The sequence below is a fragment of the Bradyrhizobium dasycarpum genome, from assembly GCF_042019905.1.
Classification (GTDB): Bacteria; Pseudomonadota; Alphaproteobacteria; order Rhizobiales; family Xanthobacteraceae; genus Bradyrhizobium; species Bradyrhizobium japonicum_B.
The window spans coordinates 5,287,684-5,307,828 of the sequence record NZ_CP169574.1 but is presented as its reverse complement, the minus strand read 5'-3'; the positions used below and the strand labels follow the sequence as shown (position 1 = coordinate 5,307,828).

At 64.3% G+C, this 20,145-nt stretch carries 12 protein-coding genes and 5 pseudogenes; 5 read left to right on the top strand and 12 right to left on the bottom strand.

Features of this window, described 5'->3' with window-relative positions; translation table 11 throughout:
• Nucleotides 1-81: 81 nt before the first annotated feature.
• The 4 genes from ACETMP_RS25330 to ACETMP_RS25315 all read right to left on the bottom strand — a co-directional run bounded on the left by ACETMP_RS25330 (nt 82) and on the right by ACETMP_RS25315 (nt 4,194).
• Entirely contained in the window at nt 82-882 is an 801-nt protein-coding gene (locus tag ACETMP_RS25330) for a helix-turn-helix domain-containing protein (RefSeq protein ID WP_375158293.1), read from the bottom strand.
• 232 nt (nt 883-1,114) lie between these two features.
• Nucleotides 1,115-1,771, bottom strand: coding sequence for a glutathione S-transferase family protein (locus ACETMP_RS25325; protein WP_375158292.1), 657 nt, complete (start codon nt 1,769-1,771; stop codon nt 1,115-1,117).
• Nucleotides 1,771-2,934 carry an acyl-CoA dehydrogenase family protein gene (locus ACETMP_RS25320; protein WP_375158291.1) on the bottom strand — a complete coding sequence of 388 codons (1,164 nt, stop codon included), beginning with the start codon at nt 2,932-2,934 and terminating at the stop codon, nt 1,771-1,773. Before ACETMP_RS25320 ends, ACETMP_RS25325 begins: the two co-directional genes overlap by 1 nt.
• 123 nt (nt 2,935-3,057) lie before the next feature.
• Nucleotides 3,058-4,194, bottom strand: a complete 1,137-nt coding sequence (locus tag ACETMP_RS25315; RefSeq protein ID WP_375158290.1) for an acyl-CoA dehydrogenase family protein — start codon at nt 4,192-4,194, stop codon at nt 3,058-3,060.
• Between the two features lie 231 nt (nt 4,195-4,425).
• Between ACETMP_RS25315 and ACETMP_RS25310 the strand changes: the two genes are divergently transcribed.
• Entirely contained in the window at nt 4,426-5,976 is a 1,551-nt protein-coding gene (locus ACETMP_RS25310; RefSeq protein ID WP_375158289.1) for a long-chain fatty acid--CoA ligase, read from the top strand.
• 59 nt (nt 5,977-6,035) lie between these two features.
• Here ACETMP_RS25310 and ACETMP_RS25305 read toward each other — a convergent pair whose 3' ends face one another.
• Nucleotides 6,036-6,806 carry a multiprotein-bridging factor 1 family protein gene (locus tag ACETMP_RS25305; protein WP_375158288.1) on the bottom strand — a complete coding sequence of 257 codons (771 nt, stop codon included), beginning with the start codon at nt 6,804-6,806 and terminating at the stop codon, nt 6,036-6,038.
• A 187-nt stretch (nt 6,807-6,993) separates the two neighbouring features.
• On the opposite strand from ACETMP_RS25305, the pseudogene ACETMP_RS25300 reads away from it, so the two are divergent.
• The 4 genes and pseudogenes from ACETMP_RS25300 to ACETMP_RS25285 all read left to right on the top strand — a co-directional run bounded on the left by ACETMP_RS25300 (nt 6,994) and on the right by ACETMP_RS25285 (nt 13,332).
• Nucleotides 6,994-9,256 (top strand): annotated as a pseudogene (locus tag ACETMP_RS25300) (marine proteobacterial sortase target protein).
• A 178-nt stretch (nt 9,257-9,434) separates the two neighbouring features.
• Nucleotides 9,435-9,995, top strand: a pseudogene (locus ACETMP_RS25295) (class GN sortase); the annotation flags it as partial.
• 142 nt (nt 9,996-10,137) lie between these two features.
• Complete coding sequence (locus tag ACETMP_RS25290) at nt 10,138-12,354, top strand: acetate--CoA ligase family protein (RefSeq protein WP_375158287.1); 2,217 nt, start codon at nt 10,138-10,140, stop codon at nt 12,352-12,354.
• A gap of 153 nt (nt 12,355-12,507) precedes the next feature.
• Complete coding sequence (locus tag ACETMP_RS25285; protein ID WP_375158286.1) at nt 12,508-13,332, top strand: MlaD family protein; 825 nt, start codon at nt 12,508-12,510, stop codon at nt 13,330-13,332.
• Nucleotides 13,333-13,381: 49 nt separating this feature from the next.
• Here the strand turns inward: ACETMP_RS25285 and ACETMP_RS25280 are convergent.
• From ACETMP_RS25280 to urtB, 7 genes and pseudogenes are all read right to left on the bottom strand, one after another.
• Nucleotides 13,382-14,423, bottom strand: a pseudogene (locus tag ACETMP_RS25280) (aliphatic amidase).
• A 43-nt stretch (nt 14,424-14,466) separates the two neighbouring features.
• Entirely contained in the window at nt 14,467-14,844 is a 378-nt protein-coding gene (locus ACETMP_RS25275; protein ID WP_375158285.1) for a zinc ribbon domain-containing protein, read from the bottom strand.
• Between the two features lie 99 nt (nt 14,845-14,943).
• Nucleotides 14,944-16,120: pseudogene (fmdA, locus tag ACETMP_RS25270) on the bottom strand (formamidase).
• Between the two features lie 81 nt (nt 16,121-16,201).
• A pseudogene (gene urtE, locus ACETMP_RS25265) lies at nt 16,202-16,890 on the bottom strand (urea ABC transporter ATP-binding subunit UrtE).
• A gap of 227 nt (nt 16,891-17,117) precedes the next feature.
• Entirely contained in the window at nt 17,118-17,873 is a 756-nt protein-coding gene (gene urtD / locus ACETMP_RS25260; protein WP_375158284.1) for an urea ABC transporter ATP-binding protein UrtD, read from the bottom strand.
• 65 nt (nt 17,874-17,938) lie between these two features.
• The gene (urtC, locus tag ACETMP_RS25255) at nt 17,939-19,081 is read right to left on the bottom strand and encodes an urea ABC transporter permease subunit UrtC (RefSeq protein WP_375158283.1); all 1,143 of its coding nucleotides are present in this window, start codon (nt 19,079-19,081) and stop codon (nt 17,939-17,941) included.
• 17 nt (nt 19,082-19,098) lie between these two features.
• Nucleotides 19,099-20,025: an urea ABC transporter permease subunit UrtB gene (gene urtB / locus ACETMP_RS25250; RefSeq protein ID WP_375158282.1), complete on the bottom strand. Its 927-nt coding sequence runs from the start codon at nt 20,023-20,025 to the stop codon at nt 19,099-19,101.
• Between the last annotated feature and the right edge of the window lie 120 nt (nt 20,026-20,145).

The window sequence follows — 20,145 nt, the reverse complement described above, 5'->3', positions numbered from 1 at the left end:
TCTTGCCACGGATGTATAGATGGTGGGTTACGACGGACAGATGCGCCTTGCGCATCTGTCCGGCTAACCCACCCTACGAGGCTACGAAGCCTCCGCCAACCGCACCGTCTCGGTGCTGCGGTAGATCGCAAGGTCGCGCGAGCCGACGAAGATCGCGCGCGGCTTCAGGCCGTAAAAGCGGCGGATCGAGTGGCTGAAATGGGTCGAGTCGGGATAGCCGATGTCCTGCGCGAGATGGGCGAGGTTGAGATCCTGGTTGGCGAAGTGCAGCAGATGCCGCGCGCGCTTCCAGGCGCGGAAGGAGCGGAACGAGATGCCGGTCTCCTCCTTGAACAGATGCAGAAAGCGCGAGGCGGACAGTCCGGCTTCGGCGGCGCAAGTATCCGCCGTCACCGGCTCGCCGGAGAAGCGCTCGATGCGGGCGACGGCCCGGGTGATGCGCGGATCGAGCACGCGGCGCGGCAGCGCCTCGCCAAAGCACATCTCGTCGAACTCGGCGGTGGTGATGTCGCCGTAGCGGCGCTGGCGCAGCAACGCGTAAGCGGCGAGGATCTTGCGGGCATAGGCGGCTTTGTCCGGCCCGCGCAGCCGTGTGGCGAGGGCCTCGATCAGGCCGTCCGGCATGCTTTCGGGCTCCAGCGTCACGCTGATGACGGTGCGATAATCGCTGGCGATGGTGTGCCGCTGGTTCGGCAGGGTCACGAGCAATTCGTCCGAGGTGTGGACCTCGTCGATCGTCAGATGCAGGCTGCCCCTCACCGCGACATAGACATGGCAGCAGCCGGGGGTCCGCTTGCGAGGGCGCCCGAGCAGGCCGGCATAGAAGACCCGCTCCGGCGTGATCAGCATCAGATGGTCGGATTCGCGACCTTTATCTTCCATTGGGTTCCTCCTCGCGCGGCTCTCTGGCCGCTGCGGACGGAGGTCACCTTAGCGGAAATTTGGCCGCTGTCACGATGGGATAGCGCTGTCATGAAAACAGGCATCGTCGTTCCGGGGCGGTCGCAGACCGAACCTCAGGTGCGCAACTGCGCACCGGGGAACCTCGAGATTCTCAGGTGCGCAAGGGCGCACCGGGGCTCGATGCTGCGCATCGCCCCGGAATGACGGAAACCTACGCCTTCACCCTCGGTGCAACATTCTGCTCGACGCCAGCCTTCTGTTCCGCGGCAACAGCACGCTTGAAACCGTCGCGCTGCTGCAGGCGCGCCCAATAGGCTGCGACATTTGGCCCAAAATCCTTGGCGAGGCCGATGTTGCTCGCCAGTCGAAGCGCGTATCCGATGACGATGTCAGCGGCGGTGAAGCGGCCGGCGCACAATGTTTCGGCATTGGCGGTGGCTGCCTCGACGGCGCGCAGTCGGCCCAAGAACCATTTGGCATAGTCGCCGGCGACCTGCGGGTTACGACGCTCCTCCGGCTCGAGCTGGGTGTATCGGAGCACCAGCGTCTGCGGAAAGGTTAACGTGGCATCGCTGAAATACATCCAGTTCAGGAAGGCGCCATAGGCGGGATCCTCCGGTCCGACCATCAGCGGCGTCGGGCCGTGTTTGATGCCGAGATAATGGCAGATGCCGGAGGATTCGGTCATCCTGGTCTCACCGTCGACCATGAAGGGAATCGTGCCGAGCGGATTGAGCGCAAGATATTCCTTGGCGAAGACCCGCGGCGGGAACGGCAGCATCTTGAGCTCATAGGGCAGCCCCATCTCCTCCAGCATCCAGAGCGGGCGAAACGAGCGCGCGGCGTCGCAGTGATAGAGCGTGATCATCAAGCACTCCCTTTGCTGCCGGGCAACGTACCCATCATCTTGCACAGGACCATCAGCATGACCTCGTCGGCACCGCCGCCGATCGAGGTCAGGCGGCTGTCGCGATAGGCGCGGCTGACCGGCGTCTCGTTGGTAAAGCCCATTCCGCCCCAATATTGCAAGCAGGCGTCGGTGAGCTCGCGGCCGAGGCGACCGGCCTTCAGCTTGGCCATGGTCGCGAGCCGCGTCACGTCTTCGCCCGCCACCAGCTGCTCGGCGGCGCGATAGATCAGCGCGCGCAGCAGTTCGACCTCGGTCTGCATCTCCGCGAGCTTGAAGTGCACGACCTGGTTGTCGAGGATGCTCTGGCCAAAGGCCTTGCGGTTGCGGGTGTACTCGATGGTCTCGTTGATGATGTATTCGTGCGACTTGAGGCAGGCAGCCGCGCCCCACAGCCGCTCCTCCTGGAACTGGATCATCTGGTAGGTGAAACCCTTGCCCTCCTCGCCGATCCGGTTGCGCTTGGGCACGCGGACGTTGTCGAAGAATATCTGCGCAGTGTCGGAGGAGCGCATGCCCATCTTGTCGAGCTTTCGCGCGACGGTGACGCCCTTGCTCTTCATGGGCACGCAGATCAGCGACTTGTTGCGGTGAACGGGCCCGTCGCCGGTGTTGGCGAGCAGGCAGATCCAGTCGGCCTGCGTGCCGTTGGTGATCCACATCTTGCCGCCGTTGATGACGTAATCGTCGCCGTCGGAGCGCGCCTGCGTCTTGATCGAGGCGACGTCTGACCCCGCGCCGGGCTCGGAGACGCCGATGCAGGCGACATAATCTCCGGCAATCGAGGGAGCCAGAAATTCGCGGCGAACCTCGTCCGAGCCGAAGCGCGCCAGCGCCGGCGTCGCCATGTCGGTCTGCACCCCGATCGCCATCGGCACGCCGCCGCAGGTGATGGCCCCTAGCTCCTCCGCCATCATCAGCGCATAGGAATAGTCGAGGCCGGAGCCGCCGAACTCCACCGGCTTGTTCAGCCCGAGGAAGCCGAGATTGCCCATCTTCTTGAACAGCTCATGCGCCGGGAAGATGTCGGCCTTCTCCCATTCATCGACATGGGGATTGATCTCGTTCGCGATGAATTTTTGTAAGGAACGGCGGATGTCGTCGTGGTCGGCGGTGAACAGCATTTTGTCCTCTTCGTCATTCCGGGGCGCGCGAAGCGCGAACCCGGAGTCCATTTCTCTACAGTGCGTGCGGCCCGATGGATTCCGGGCTCGACGCTTCGCGTCGCCCCGGAATGACGGCGTCCGTCACAACCCCATCTGCCGCGATGCCAGATCCTTCATGATCTCCTCGGTGCCGCCGCCGATGGCGTTGACCTTGACCTCGCGATAGATGCGCTCGGCCTTGATGCCGCGCATGAATCCGGCGCCGCCGAAGATCTGCACCGCCTCCGAGGCGCAGAACGCCATGGTCTGCGTCGCCTGGTTCTTCATCATGCAGATTTCCGCAACCGGGCTCTCGCCCTGCTCGAGCCGCCAGGCCAGCATCTCCAGCATTGCTTGCGAGGCTGCCACCTTCTGCGCCATGTCCACGATCTTGTGGCGGATCACCTGATGCTGGGCGAGCGGCTTGCCGAAGGTCTTGCGCTCCCTGGCGTAGGCGATCGCCTCGTCGAGACAGACCCGGGCGAAGGCGGTGCAGCTTGCCGCCATGCCCATGCGCTCGCTGTTGAAGTTCTGCATGATGATCTTGAAGCCCTGGCCCTCCTCGCCGATCAGGTTCTCGGTCGGCACGCGGCATTCGTCGAAATGCAGCGTCGCGGTGTCGGAGGCCCACCACCCCATCTTCTTGAGCTTGGTGCGCGACAGGCCCGGCGTGTTCCCTTCGATCAGCAGCAGGCTGACGCCGCCCGCACCCTCGCCGCCGGTGCGCACCGCAACGGTCAGATAATCGGCGCGCATCCCGGAGGTGATGAAGGTCTTCTCTCCACTCACGACGTAGTGATCGCCGTCGCGCCGTGCCCTGGTACGGAGGCCCGCGACATCGGACCCACCGCCCGGCTCAGTGATCGCGAGCGCGGAGATCTTCTCGCCTGACAGCACCTGCGGCAGCACGCGCGCCTTCACCTCGGGCCGAGCCGCCCGCGCGATCGGCGGCGAGCCGATGGTGTGGCTCATCAGGCTGGCGCCGACGCCACCGGCGCCGGCTCGCGCCAGCTCCTGGCTGGCAACAATCTTCATGAACTGATCGGCGGCGATCCCGCCATATTCCTCGGGAAATCCGAGTCCCAAGAGGCCGATCTCCGCCGCCTTGCGATAGAGCTCACGGGGAAATTCGCCGGCCTCGTCCCACTCATGGGCAAACGGGGTGATCTCCTTGTCGACGAAACGCCGCATGACGTCGCGGAAGGCGTCGTGCTCGGCGGTATAGAACGGGCTTTTCATTGGTCTCGCCCTGTTGGCGGATTCGCTGGTTCACCATGGCTGGAACATTTGCCATTCACTTGCGCAGAGTGGCTGTCCGAAAGGAGCCGCTCCACTGTTGCGTCCCACCTAGCAACTCAACGCAAGACGATTTTCCCCGCTCGCAGGCCAACTCTGGCGCAAAAAGACGTTGCTGCACAGACTCCGGCTGGCCCCAGGGCCACGCCGGCATCGTGCGCAGGGGAGGTATTTTTGGCCGTTCGTTACTACGACTGGATCGTTCATCATGGCCGCCGCACTCCGAACAAGGTCGCGGTGATCGACCTCGCGAGCGAGCGCCGCTTCACCTATTCGCAGTTGGACGCCCGTGTCTCCCGCCTCGCTTCGCTCCTGCGCCACACGCTGAACGTCTCGCGCGGCGACCGCGTTGCGGTGCTGGCGCTGAACACGACCGATACGCTGGAGGTACAGTTCGCCTGCGGCCGCCTCGGCGCCATCTTCGTGCCGCTGAACACCCGCCTCACCGTTCCCGAGCTTCAATTCATCACCGGCGATTGCGCGCCGAAGGTGATGATCCACGACGTCGAGCTCGCCGAGACGGCGCTTGCCGTCGCCAAGCTCTGCGGCGTCGCGACCAGCCTGCTGCTCGGCCCGGGCGGGTCCTACGAGGCCGGCATCGCGGCCGCAAAGCCGCTCGACCGCGCCGAGGAAGTCACGCTCGATGACGTCTCGACCATCATGTACACATCGGGCACGACGGGCCATCCGAAGGGCGCGACCATCACCCATGGCATGACCTTCTGGAATTGCGTCAATCTCGGCGGCCCCGCCTGCATCGGGCCATCCTCGGTGCTGCTCACCGTGCTGCCCTTGTTCCACACCGGCGGTCTCAACTGCTACACCAATCCGGTGCTGCATGCCGGCGGCACCGTGATGATCATGCGCGCGTTCGATCCCGGCACGGCGCTGGACCTGATCAACGACCCCGCGCAGGGCATCAACGTGTTCTTCGGCGTTCCCGCGATCTACCAGTTCATGGCGCAGCATCCCGCGTTTGCGACGACCGACCTCAGCCGGCTGATCGTCGGCGGTGTCGGCGGCGCGCCGATGCCGGTGCCGCTGCTGAAAGTGTGGGAGGCGCGCGGCGTCGCCCTGCAGCAGGGTTACGGCATGACCGAGACCTCGCCGGCCGTCTTGGTGCTCGATCGCGAGGATGCGGCGCGCAAGGCCGGCTCCGCCGGCAAGCCCGTGCTGCATACGGAGGTGCGCATCGTGCGCCCCGACGGCACCGATGCCGATGTCGGCGAGCTTGGCGAGCTCTGGGTGAAAGGACCGAACATCACGCCGGGCTATTGGAACAGGCCGGAGGCGAACAAGACCTCCTTCACCGACGGCTGGCTGCACACGGGCGATGCCACGCGCATCGACGAGGAGGGCTTCTATTACATCGTCGACCGCTGGAAGGACATGTACATCTCCGGCGGCGAGAACGTCTATCCGGCCGAGGTCGAGAACGTCCTGCATCAGCTCAGTGCCATCGCGGAGGCTGCCGTGATCGGCATTCCCGATCCACAATGGGGCGAGGTGGGCCTTGCCATCGTCGCGGTCAAGCCCGGCCAGAAACTGACGGAGACCGAGGTCTTCGCGCATTGCGCGGCCAATCTGGCGCGCTTCAAGTGCCCGCGCCAGATCCGCTTCGTCGACGCGCTGCCGCGCAACGCCACCGGCAAGATCCACAAGCCGACCTTGCGCAAGGAATTCTCGGTGGCCTCGGAGGTCGACAAGAAGGTCGCCAACGCCTGACGACAGCGTCCGTCGCGGATGCTTTTGTTTTTCCGGCGGGCCGGCCCGTCGATCGCGGATTATTGCGTCAAGAACAGCGCAAAAGGCTCTTCCACCGTGCGGCGGAGATGCTTTCGATACAGGGCGTGGTTGGCATCGCCAGGCGCAACCCGCCCCAGGGATGGCTGCGGGACGTTCCTGAGCGGCACATAGGCGATCGGTGCCGCGATCGGCGTGAGCTGCGAACCAGGGCCTGCACGAAGCGTCGAGATGATGCCGTACATCTCACCGGACACCGTCGGCCGCGACACCGTGATCACGCGGTGCTGGCCGTGCTTGATGATGACGAGGTAGATGAAGCCGGACTGATGGGGGACGGCGACCTCGCCGGTATGCTCGTAGGCGGCATCGGTTCGATCGCCCTCGCGGAAGACCAGCGAAGAGACTTTCGGCTCCCAGACGATCTCGGTGCGGTAGGCGAAAATCGCGTCCTTGTCGCCGAAGGACGGCCGCAACGTGATGTAGACGTCTTCCAGCCAGGTCACGGCGCGATGCGCATAGGAGCCGAGGCTGTCGGGAGCGACATCGTTGGCGGCCTGAGGCGCCGGCACGACGGGACCTTTGCGTAAGGAAACGCCCAGTGCCTGCTCCAGCCGGACCGTCGTCGCCAGCGTGAATGGGCGTCGTCCGCCGAGCACCTTCTCCAGCGTGGAGAGGCTGAGCTTGGCCTGCTCGGCCAGCGCCTGCCGGGACATCCGGCGCCGGGCGAGCTCCTCGCGAATGGTCTCGGCGATCTCGCGGCTCTGTTCATCCGAAAGCTGCTTGTCGGAAACCTTGTCCTGCATCTGCATCGTTAGCCCTGCTCCAGCACGGCCACTCTAGCAGGCCGGACAAACCAGCACAAAACCGCACATGGCCGCCCCGGCCGCGGCGCACCCGGCCGGCCGTGGCGGAACATTGCCGATCATTCTGCTCGCGAAAGCGGCTGCTCCCGGCGAATGCTCGGAGCCAGCAAACGCCCTTTCGGGAGCAGGCCAAATGGACACCTACGACACAGCCGACAACGACGAGCACCCCCTGTTGAAAGGACTGATCAAGTTCGGATTGTTGCTCCTCGCTCAGGGCATCGCGGTGATGCTGATGGCCTTCGTGGCCCTGCTCGTCAGCTTCGGGACGAGTTGGTCGGCAACGACCGAGCAGGCCAGCCTGCTCCAGCCCGGCGATGCCAGGTCCGGAAGCCTGCTCCTGAAGGACGGCGACGCCATCACGGAAGCGATCCGCCTCGGCATCGACGTCGACATCACGGTTTCTGGCCCGACCTTGCGTGCCCGGATCACTCAGGTATTCCGCAACCCGACCCAGGATTGGGTCGAGGCGACCTATGTCTATCCGCTCGCGACCGGCGGTGCCGTCGATACGCTGAAGATGGTGGTCGGCGACCGTATCATCGTGGGAGACATCAAGGAGCGGCAGCAGGCGCGCGTGATCTACGAAGAGGCGCGCCGCGCCGGTCAGAGGGCCGCGCTCACCGAGCAGGAACGGCCAAACATCTTCACCAATTCGGTTGCCAATATCGGCCCCGGCGAAACCGTGCTGGTGCAGATCGAATATCAGGAGCCCGTGCACCAATCCGGCAACGAATATTCGCTCCGGCTGCCGCTGGTGGTCGGACCGCGCTACAATCCGGCGCCGATCGTCCAGAGCGTCGACTTCCGCAAGGACGGATCGGGCTGGGGAGCGACGACGTCGGATCCGGTAACGGATCGTGACCGCATCTCGCCGCCCGTGCTGGATCCTGCCAAGTCTGCACCGGTCAATCCGACCAGCATCACGGTGCGCCTGAACGCCGGCTTCGCGCTCGGCGAGGTCAAGAGCCACCACCATAACGTCAAGATCGACGGCCCGGACAGCACGACACGGACCGTCACGCTCGCCGACGGAGTCGTCCCCGCCGACCGCGACTTCGAGCTGACCTGGAAGCCCGCCGCCGAGAAAGCGCCATCGGTCGGCCTGTTCCGCGAACGCGTCGGCGACGCCGATTATCTGCTCGCCTTCGTCACCCCGCCCAGCACCGAGCAGGTGACAAGAAAGCCGCTGCCACGCGAGGTCGTGTTCGTGATCGACAATTCGGGGTCGATGGGCGGCACGTCGATCGTCCAGGCCAAGGCGAGCCTCGCTTACGCGCTCTCCCGGCTTCAGCCGACCGATCGCTTCAACGTCATTCGGTTCGACGACACCATGGACGTGCTGTTTCCCGCTTCCGTGCCGGCCGATGCCGCGCATGTCGGCGAGGCGACCTCGTTCGTGAGCGCTTTGCAGGCGCGCGGCGGCACCGAGATGGTGCCGGCGATGCGCGCAGCGCTATCCGACAAGCTCGGCGACACCGGCATGGTTCGCCAGGTGGTTTTCCTGACCGACGGCGCAATCGGCAACGAGCAGCAATTGTTCGAAGCGATCACGGCGATGCGCGGCCGCTCGCGTGTCTTCATGGTCGGCATCGGGTCGGCGCCCAACACCTATCTGATGACGCGCGCCGCCGAGCTCGGCCGCGGGGCTTTCACCCATATCGGCTCGGTCGAACAGGTGGAGGAGCGCATGCGCGGCCTGTTCGCCAAGCTCGAAAACCCGGCCGTGACCGGCCTCACCGCGAAGTTCTCCGAGACCAACGCCGACGTCACTCCGGCGATCATCCCCGACGTCTATCGCGACGAGCCGCTGGTGCTGGCGGCAAGGCTCGACAAGCTCGCAGGCGCGCTTCGAGATCAGGGGACGGGTCGGCGACCGTCCATGGTCGGTGTCGCTGCCGCTGCAACAAGCCGCCGAAGGCAAGGGCCTGTCGAAACTCTGGGCCAGGCGCAAGATCGGCGACGCCGAAGTGGCGCGCGCCATGCGGGAGCTCGCCCCCGAGGAGGCCGACAAGGCGATCCTGGCGCTGGCGCTCGACCATCAGATCGTCACGCGCCTGACCAGCCTGGTCGCCGTTGACAGAACGCCGAGCCGCCCCGAAGGCGCGCCGCTCAAGCTCAGCGAATTGCCGATCAACCTGCCGGCCGGCTGGGATTTCGAGAAGGTGTTTGGCGAACGGCCGCAGATCCCGGCGCAGTTGCGCGAGCGCCATGCCGATGCAGCCACCTCACCGGCCGCGCGGCGTCCGACGCCCGCAGCGCCCGATGCGATCCGCCTGCCCAAGACGGCAACCTCGGCCGAGCTGAAGATGATCGCGGGTCTGATCCTGATCGCGCTCGCCCTTGTCCTGTTCGTGTTTAACCGGCGTCGGCCCTTGCTCACCAACGCCGCTTGAGAGAGGAGCCCCCCGACTCCTCTGTTAGCGCGCGCGGCTGCCTGTCCCGTCATCAACGGCCGCGCGCGCCTTTTTTGGGAATGTCATTCCGGGGCGGTGCGGAGCATCGAGTCCGGAATCTCGAGATCCCGGGTTCGGCTCTACGAGCCGCCCCGGAATGACCAACAAGGAGATACAGATGCTCCGCCTCATATCTCCTCTGGTTCTGGCCCTGATCGGCCTCATCCTGTTCGGCGACGGCGCCTACATCCACGCCAAGGCGTGGCTCGCGCAGGTGCTGCTGGAGCGGGCGTTCGACCGAAGCATCGCGACGGGACAGGCGGTGAAGCCGTGGTCCTGGGCCGACACCTGGCCGGTCGCGCGGATCGAGGTCAGGCAGATCGGCGCCAGCGCCATCGTGCTGGAAGGCGCGAGCGGACAGGCGCTGGCTTTTGGCCCCGGCCATATCCACCAGACAGCCGATGCGGGTGAACGCGGGACTGCCGTCTATGCCGCCCATCGCGACACTCATTTCCGCTTCCTGCGCAATGTCGTCATTGGCGACATCATGGATGTCACGCGTCGCGACGGTCGACATTTCCGCTATCGCGCGGATTCCTCGGATGTGGTCCGTTTCGATGCATCAGGCATCGAGGCCAGGACACAGGGTTTCGAGCTTGTTCTCGCGACCTGCTGGCCATTCGACGCGGTCACCTCCGGTCCCGAGCGTTACGTCCTGCATGCAACATTGATCGGAGCCGACAAATCGCCCACCGCGCCGACGACACGCGGCAGCATCGCTCATTCCACCACGCGGCATACCCCCGTGGTTGCCAGTCCAACGGACTCGCCATAGAACGGAGTGGCACTCGACCAAGAAGAACAACAGGTGAGGTCACGGCATGGAAGCCCAGGTGTCCGCTGCGTCCGCGTTCCATCCATGGTCTCCGCCGTCCGATGCCAGCGACATCGTCAAGGGCATCCACGCCATGCTGCACCCGCGCAACATCGTGCTGGTGGGCGCGACCGATAAGCCTGGCAATTATGCCGAACGCATCTGGAACAATCTGGTCAAGTACGGCTACGAAGGCGGCCTCTATCCAGTCAACGCCAAGCGCGACACCATCTGGGGCGTTCCCTGCTACAAGGACTTTGCGAGCCTCCCGGAAAAGCCCGATCACGTTCTGGTGCTGGTGCCGGCGCGTTTTGCGGTCCAGGTGATCCGCGACGCCGCGGCGGCCGGCGCGCGCTCGGCCACGATCGTCACTTCCGGCTTCAGCGAGCTGCAGGATGAGGAAAGCCAAAAGCTCGCCGCCGAATTGCAGGCGGCCGTGCGCGAGACGGGGCTTGCGGTCACGGGCCCGAACTGCCTCGGCAATCTGAGTGCCGGGGAAAAGCTCTTCACCAACATCGACGACCGTGTCGTGACCATGGAGCAGGGCGCGGTGGCGATCGCCGGGCAGTCCGGCGCTATCGTCATGGCGATCCGTCAGGCGCTGGAGGATCGGGGCGTCGGTGTCGGCTACATGGTGACGACCGGCAACGAGGCCGGACTCGAGACGCCAGATCTGATGCGCTATTTCGCCGAGGATCCGAGCATCAAGGTGATCGTCGTCTACCTCGAAGGCGTACGCAACACCAGGGCGTTCCGCGATGCCTGCAAGGCGGCGCGCGCCGCAAGCAAGCCCGTCATCGCGCTCAAGCTCGGCGCCTCCGAAGGCGGCCGCGCCGCCGCAATGGCGCACACCGGCGCGCTCGCGGGCTCGATCGAGACGTTCGACGCGGTTGCGACGCGCGAAGGCGTGATCCGGGTCGGCGGGCTCGACGAGCTGATCGAGACCACCGAATGCTTCGTCCACGCGGCCGTGCCCAAAGGCGACCGGCTCGCCGCCGTCACGCTGTCGGGCGGCAAGCGCGGCATGCTGATCGACGCCTTCGACGCAGAAGGCCTGAAGTTCGCGCCGCTGAGCCCGCATGTCAGCTCGGAGCTGGCGAAGATGCTCGGGCCGGGCTCGATCGTCGGCAATCCGCTCGATGCCGGCTTTGCCGCGGTCGTCGATCCCTCCGTCTATATGAAGTCGATCAAGCTGATGATCGACGATCCCGATATCGACATCGTCATCATCGATGCCGAGCTGCCGAAGGCGCCGCACGAGCTGCGCGAGCGCAATCTGCGCATCGTCGACGAGATGGCGAGCAAGGGCGGCAAGCCCGTGATCTATATCAGCGCGATGTCGATCGGCTTCACCGAATTCACCAAATCCTTGCGCAAGTCGCTGCCGCATCTTGCGGTCATGCAGGGCATGGACCGGGCGGTGACCGCGATCAAGTCGCTGCTCGCCTACGCCAAGCTGCGCAAGGAGGTGCCCGACATCGTATCGAGCTCGAAGCCCGCCGCACGCGCCGTGCTGGAGAAGGCGCTGAAATCGGCAAGCGGCGCCGCGCTCGACGAGGTCGCCTCGAAGAAGCTCCTGAAGGCGTATGGCATTCCGATCTCGAAGGAGGCGATCGCGCAGACCGCGGCGGAAGCCGCAGGGATCGCCAAGCAGATCGGCTTTCCGGTCGTGGCCAAGGTCGTCAGCGCTGAGATCCTGCACAAGTCCGACATCGGCGGCGTGGTGTTGAACCTGAACAGCGCCTCCGAGGTGAAGAAGGCGTTCGCCGAAATCACGGCCCGGGTGAGCAAGTTGAAAGGCAAGCCGAGGCTCGACGGCGTCCTGATCGCGCAGCAAGTCAAGGCCGAGCTCGAGCTCGTGGTCGGCGCCTCCCTCGATGCCGAGATGGGGCCTGTCGTGCTGTTCGGCACCGGTGGCATCGACATCGAGCTGATGAAGGACGTCGCGCTCGCCGGCGCGCCGCTGGACGAGGCCGAAGCGCGGCTCCTGATCGGCCGTACCAAGGCCGGCATCAAGATGCGCGGCTATCGCGGCAAGCCCGCCCTGCACGAGGCCTCCGTGGTGAAGGCACTGGTCGGCCTCTCCAATTTGATCGCCGATGCCGGCGACCGGATCGCCTCGATCGACGTCAACCCGTTCCTGATCAACACCAGGACCGGCGTGGCCGTCGATGCCCTGATCGTGCTCAACAACGCTGCGGCAAGAGGGGCGGCGGGACATTAAGGTCGTAGAAGCCGTAGGGCGGATTGGCGCCAGCGTAATCCGCCAATTTGCACGACTGAGGCCAAAGCGGCGGGTTACGCTTCGCTAACCCGCCCTACGTACCATTGCGGCTCCCTTCCAACTTTCCCGTTTTCGCCGTAAAACCCTCCCCTCATGGCACGTGCGAGCAATCTGGTGATCGGAACGGCGACGCTGGCGGTGGTCGCCGTGGCGCTCGGCGGCGTGCTCGGCGTGCAGAAATGGCGCACCATCCAGAGCCGCAGCCAGTTGCGTGTGGTGTTCGAGGGTGGCTCCGCCAGCGGCCTGCGCCGCGGCGGGCCGGTCAATTTCGACGGTGTGCCGGCCGGCCAGATCCGCTCGATCAAGCTGGAGAGTCCGCGCCGCATCGTGGCGCTGGTGATGCTCGACAATACGGCGCCGATCCGCAAGGACACCGTGGCGGGCATCGAGTTCCAGGGCCTGACCGGCGTCGCTGCGATCTCACTGATCGGGGGCGCGCCCTCCGCGCCACCGGTGCCGCTGGACTCGGACGGCGTCCCTATCCTGACCGCCGATCTCAGCGATGCCGAAACCATCGTCGAAACCCTGCACAGCGTCGACCGCGCGATCGTCAGCAATGCCCCCGCAATCAAGGAAGGCCTGAGCACGTTCGAAAACTACACCGCCGATCTCCGGAGCAAGAGCGCCGAGATCGATTCCGTCATGGCCAAGGTCGACAGCGCCTTCGCGGGCTTCGATAAGGCGGTCACGAAGATCGAGGGCGTGGTACCCGGCTTCGTCGACGGCAAGGCCGACGAACTGTTCGAGAAGATCAAGGGGCTGCACGAGCTTGCCGACACCATGAAGAAGAAGTCGGCGGGTTATCTCGAGGACATCCGTCGCTCGCTGCTCGATGTCAGCGAAGCCGCCAACAAGATGGCGGGAACGCCCGTGCCACCGCGACCACCACGCAGGCCTACGGAGCAGAAGAACCGGTAATGCTTACCCTCCCCTGGAGGGGGAGGGTAACGCGGAATCCGCCAACGGCTCAGTAGTTGCTGGCCGCCGCTCCGTTCGGGATGCCGTCGATCGGACATTCGTCAGTCCCCGGCGTCGCGCGGGTCATCGCCTCGACCATGTCCCGCGTGCCTTCGGGATCCCTGATCCAGTTCTTGTAGAAATCATACGGGCACGCCGCGACGCCACGCGGGCTGTCTCCGGAATTGATCATGCCGGTGTAGCCGCGGTGGACCAGCTTGTAGAGGTGGTTCTGCGACTGGCCGTTGCGGCGCGCATCGCGGATCAGGTGTTTCGACAACTGGGCGTATTGGATGCCGTAATCCTCCTCGCCGCATTCGCCGAGCGTGCGGCCGTCGAAGCCGATGATCGCGGAATGCCCGAAATAGGAATAGACGCCGTCGAAGCCGGCGGCATTGGCGACCGCGACATAGACGTTGTTGGCCCAGGCCATCGCCTTGGAGATCATGACCTGCTGCTCCTTGGCCGGGTACATGTAGCCCTGGCAGCGCACGATCAGCTCGGCGCCCTTCATGGCGCAGTCGCGCCAGATCTCCGGGTAATTGCCGTCGTCGCAGATGATCAGGCTGACCTTGAGACCCTTCGGTCCGTCCGAGACATAGGTGCAATTGCCGGGATACCAGCCCCTCGATCGGCACCCATGGCATGATCTTGCGGTACTTCTGCACGATCTCACCCTTGTCGTTCATCAGGATCAGGGTGTTGTAGGGCGCCTTGTGAGGATGCTCCTCGTGGCGCTCGCCGGTCAGCGAGAACACGCCCCAGACCTTGGCCTTGCGGCAGGCGTCGGCGAAGATCGCGGTCTCCTCGCCGGGCACCATGGATGCGGTTTCGTACATCTCCTTGGAATCGTACATGATGCCTTGCGTGGAGTATTCCGGGAAGATCACGAGGTCCATGCCGGGCAGACCGACCTTCATGCCGACGATCATGTCGGCGATCTTGCGGGCGTTGTCGAGCACCTCGGCCTTGGTGTGCAGGCGGGGCATCTTGTAATTGACCACGGCGACGCCGACCGTGTCGTTGCTGCTGGAGATGTCACCGTGAAGCATGTTGAGCGCTCCTGTACCTTCTGTCTGATGCTGGCGTGTCGCGTTAGTGGCTGATCATCCAGGGCCGCGCCGTCGGAAAGCCCTTGGCGCCGCTTCTGGACTTGGTCATCAGCCGTGCCGGTTTCTTCTTGTCCGACGAGCCCTTGTCCTTCACCGTCTTGCCCGACGAGCAGCAGCCGCAGCCGGGACCGTGCGAGGCCTTATATTGCGCCAGCGTCTGCGGCGCGTGCGAGCTGCGCTCGTTGACCGCGTGCGCCTTGCGCTTGTCGGCCGGCATGCAGAAGAAATTCGGGGCGGTCAGAATCACCCGCGGCGCTGGGGTCTCGCAGTGCGGACAGCTTTGCGGATCGTCACATTCCGCCATCGGGCGCAGGTCCTTGAACGGACCGCAATCGTCACAGAGATATTCGTAGACCGGCATCGCATCATCCCACATGTGCGTTCAACACAATCGCTACCACCGCTCGTTCGGAGACAGCCCCGCCCCCTCTCCCCGTAAGGACGGGGAAAGGGGGCGGCGTCATTTGTCCGGCGAGATCGGCATCTGGATATCGCCGGTGATGTGCTTGATGGGGCCTGCCGCCGACGGCATCACGTCGAAGTCGAAGATCTCCGTCGGCAGCCACAGCGTGGCGCAGGCGTTAGGCACGTCGACGACGCCGGAGATATGGCCCTGACACGGCGCGGTGCCGAGGATCGAGTAGGCCTGGGCGCCGGAATAGCCGAACTTCTTCAGATACTCGATCGCGTTGAGGCAGGCCTGGCGATAGGCGATGTGGACGTCGAGATAGTGCTGCTTGCCGGCTTCGTCGACCGAGATGCCTTCGAAGATCAGATAGTCCTTGTAATTCGGCGTGATCGGCGACGGCTTGAAGATCGGGTTCTTGATTCCGTACTTCGACATGCCGTCCTTGATCACCTCGACCTTGAGATGCAGCCAGCCGGCCATCTCGATGGCGCCGCAGAAGGTGATCTCGCCGTCGCCCTGGCTGAAGTGCAGATCGCCCATGGAGAGACCCGCGCCGGGTACGTAGACCGGGAAGTAGATCTTCGAGCCCCGCGACAGATCCTTGATGTCGCAGTTGCCGCCGTGCTCGCGCGGCGGCACGGTGCGCGCGCCCTCCGCGCCGATCTTGGCCTTGACGTCGCCCTTGGCACGGCCGCCATGGGCCGTCGGCGCGAACGGAGGATTGGCCAGACCGGGCACGCGGGTCGGATTGGTCGAGATCAGCTCGGCCTCGCGCTTGTTCCAGGTATCCAGCATCTTCGGATCGGGCAGACAGCCGATCAGGCCGGGATGGATAAGTCCGGCAAAATTCACGCCGGGCACGTGGCGCGACGAGGTGTAGAGGCCCTTGATGTCCCAGATCGACTTCTGCGCCAGCGGGAAATGGTCGGTCAGGAAGCCGCCGCCGTTCTGCTTGGAGAAAAAAGCCGTTGAAGCCCCACAGGCTCTCCTTGAGCGGACCGACATCGAGCAGATCGACGACGAGGAGGTCGCCCGGCTCGGCGCCCTTGACGCCGATCGGTCCGGACAGGAAGTGCACGATCGACAGGTCGATGTCGCGCACGTCATCGGCGGAATCGTTGTTCTTGATGAAGCCGCCGGTCCAGTCATAGGTCTCGATGATGAAATCGTCGCCGGGATTGACCCACGCCACGATCGGGATGTCGGGGTGCCAGCGGTTGTGCACCATGTCATTTTCATAGGCCGATTTGGTGAGATCGACCTTGATCAGTGTCTCTGGCATCGAGAGGCTCCCCTTGACTACGGTTGGTTAGACGGACAGATATTTCGAGACCTGCGCGGCATCGACGGCATCGCGCGGATCGTCACGGACGATCTCGCCGTTCTCGATCACCAGAACGCGGTCGGCGATATCGAGCGCAAAGCTCAGGACCTGCTCGGACACGACGATCGAGAGCCCTTTTCGTCGCGGATGCGCTTCAGGGTGCGCGCCATCTCCTTGATGATCGACGGCTGGATGCCTTCGGTCGGCTCGTCCAGCAGCAGGACCTTCGGCTTGGTCGCGAGCGCGCGCGCGATCGCGAGCTGCTGCTGCTGGCCGCCGGAGAGATTGCCGCCGCGCCGGCCCTTCATTTCCAGCAGCACCGGAAACAATTCGTAGATATCACCCGGCACCTCGGAGCCGCCGGAAACGACGAGCCCGGTCTCGATGTTCTCCTTCACCGTCATGGTCGAGAAGATCATGCGGCCCTGGGGCACGTAGGCGAGGCCCTTGGCGACGCGCTCAAAGCTCTTGAGGCTGCCGAGCTCGGCGCCGTCCATGCTCACCGAGCCGCTCTTCGCCGGCAGGATACCCATCAGCGACTTCATCAGCGTGGTCTTACCCATGCCGTTGCGGCCCATGATCGCCACGATCTCGTTGGGCGCAACCTTGACGTTGAGCCCGTGCAGCACCTCGCTCTGACCATAGGCAACGTGAAGATCGGAAATTGCCAGCATCAGCGTGCCTCCAGGGTTCGATATCTCCTCTTCCTTCTCCCCTTGTGGGAGAAGGTGGCGCGGGCGAAGCCCGCGACGGATGAGGGGTATGCATCGGTGGATGCGAGAGGCAGTTGGATGCGCGGAGAGATACCCCTCACCCGGATCGCTTGCGCGATCCGACCTCTCCCACAAGGGGAGAGGTGCACCGGCGTTGCCGAAACAGGCTCACTTGACGTCATCATGCGCTAGTGCCCCAGATAGACTTCGACGACCTTGGGATCGTTCTTGACCTTCTCCATGGTGCCCTCGGAGAGGATCTGCCCCTGGTGCAGCACGGTCACCTTGTGCGCGATGTCCTCGACGAACTTCATGTCGTGCTCGATCACCAGCACCGAGCGGTTCTTGATGATGCGGTTGAGCAGCTCGGCGGTCTTGGCGCGCTCGGACACGCTCATCCCGGCGACGGGCTCATCGAGCATCAGAAGATCGGGATCCTGGATCAGCAGCATGCCGATCTCCAGCCACTGCTTCTGGCCGTGGCTGAGCTCGTCGGCATAGGTGTTGAGCTTGTCCTTGAGGAAGATCATCTCCGCGACCTCCTCGACCCGGTCCTTCACGAGCTGGTCGCGCTGGAAGGTCAGCGAGCCGAACACGGTGCGGCCGCGCGGGAACGAAATCTCGAGGTTCTCGAACACGGTGAGGTCCTCGAACACCGACGGCGTCTGGAACTTGCGCCCGACGCCGGTCTGCACGATCTCGTTCTCCTTCATCTTCGTGAGCTCCTTGCCACGAAACTGGATCGAGCCCGAGGTCGCCTTGGTCTTGCCGCAGATCAGGTCGAGCACCGTGGTCTTGCCGGCTCCGTTGGGACCGATGATGACCCGGATCTCATTCTCCTCGACATAGAAGGAGAGATCGTTGACCGCCTTGAAGCCGTCGAACGAGACGGTCAGTCCGGAGACCGCGAGCAGGAAGTCCTTCGGCTGATGTCCAATGAGCACGATCTATCTCCTCACTGCCAGCGTGGCATCGGCATCGTGATGACCGATGAGCATGATTGATCTCCTCACTCGGCCGGAGCGCCGTCGGCGACCGAATTCTCGCTCCAGCCCGGCTTCGCCTTGCGCGAGGCGAACAGCCGATCGATGCGCGGCTGCACGTAGTCAGCCCAGAGCCCGGACAGACCATTCGGGAAGGCGAGCACGACCGCGATGAACAACGCGCCGAGACCGAACAGCCAGAGTTGCGGGAAGGATTCGGACAAGCTGGTCTTGGCGAAGTTCACCAGGATAGCGCCCCAGATCGCGCCGAATATCGACATCCGGCCGCCGACCGCGGTGTAGATCACCATCTCGATCGACGGCACGATGCCGACGAAGGACGGCGACATGAACCCGACATTGAGCGCGAACATGGCGCCGCCGATCGCGGCGAAGACCGCCGCCATGCAGAAGGCGAAGATCTTGAAATTGGCGACGCTGTAGCCGGAGAAGCGGACGCGGTCCTCCTGCTCGCGCATCGCGACCAGGATGCGGCCGAGCTTGGTCAGGCGGATGAACTGCGCGATGCCGATGCAGGCGAACAGCAGCACCACTTCGACGAAGTACAGGATGATCTTGGCGTGGTCGGGCCGGATGTCCCAGCCCTTGAGCGTGCGCAGATCGGTCATGCCGTTGATGCCGCCGGTATAGCCCTGCTGCCCGACGATCAGGATGGTCAGGATGGCGGCGACCGCCTGGGTGATGATGGCGAAATAGGTGCCGCCGACGCGGCGCTTGAACATCGCAGTGCCGATGATCAGCGCGAACAGGCCGGGGACCAGGATGATGGCGAGGATGGTGAAGGTGAGGCTGTGGAACGGCTGCCAGAACAGCGGCAGTGACGTGATCTGATTCCAGTCCATGAAATCGGGGATGCCGGGCGTCGACTGGATCTTGGTGTTCTCGACGCTGGAGGCCTCGAGCTTGAGGAACATCGCCATGCAATAGCCGCCGAGGCCGAAGAACACGCCCTGACCCAGGCTCAGGATGCCGCCATAGCCCCAGCACAGCACGAGGCCGAGTGCGACGAAGGCGTAGGTCAGGTATTTCGCGACCAGATTGAGACGGAACACGTCGAGCGTCAGCGGCAGGATCACGAACAGCACGGCGGCGAGAACCACGAAGCCCATGAGTTCGGATCGATTGAAGAAGCGTGAGTTGATGATCATGACTTGCCTGCTTCTCGTTATTTGCGAACCTTGAGGGCGAAGAGACCCTGCGGCCGCAGCATCAGGATGCCGACGACGGCGAGCAGCGTGAGCACCTTGGCCATCGAGCCCGACATGAAGAATTCGAGCGTCGATTGCGTCTGCGAGATCGAGAACGCGGAGGCGATGGTGCCGAGCAGGCTGGCGGCGCCGCCGAACACGACGACCAGGAACGTATCGACGATGTAGAGCTGTCCCGACGTCGGCCCGGTCGAGCCGATCATGGTGAAGGCGCTGCCGGCGATTCCGGCGATGCCGCAGCCGAGGCCGAAGGTGTAGCGGTCGACCTTTTCGGTGTTGATGCCGACGGCGCCCGCCATGATGCGGTTCTGAACGACGGCGCGCACCTGGCGGCCCCAGCGCGACATGTAGAGGACGTAGGCGACGGAGATGGTGATCAGCACCGTGAGGCACATCACGAAGACGCCGTTGATCGGCACTTCGATGCTGTCGCTGACGTGCAGCGAACCGAGCATCCATTGCGGCAGCTCGACGCCGACTTCGCGGGCGCCGAACACGGAGCGATAGGCCTGCTGCAGCATCAGGCTGAGGCCCCAGGTGGCGAGTAGCGTATCGAGCGGACGCTTGTAGAGATGCCGTATCAGCGCCCATTCCACCAGCATGCCCAGCGCGCCGGATGCGACGAAGGCCAGGATCATCGCGAGGAAGAAATAACCGGCGAACAGGCCCGGCAAATAGGCCTGGAAGAGATTGGAGGTCATCCAGGTGACGTAGGCCCCGAGGATCATGAACTCGCCATGGGCCATGTTGATGACGCCCATCTGGCCGAAGATGATGGCAAGCCCGAGCGCCATCAGGACGTAGACCGAGAACAGGATCAGCCCGGCAAAGCCCTGCATGACGAAGATGGAGCCGAGATCACCAAGCGAATAGTCGCCGAACATCGATGTCCTCCGTCGGGGATAAGGGTCCCGCGTCGCGATGCAGACTCGCGACGCGGGGTCTTGGGCATGGACTTGCAATCCACGCCAGGGAGCGGTTTGCCTTCCGGGAAACTTTGGCGG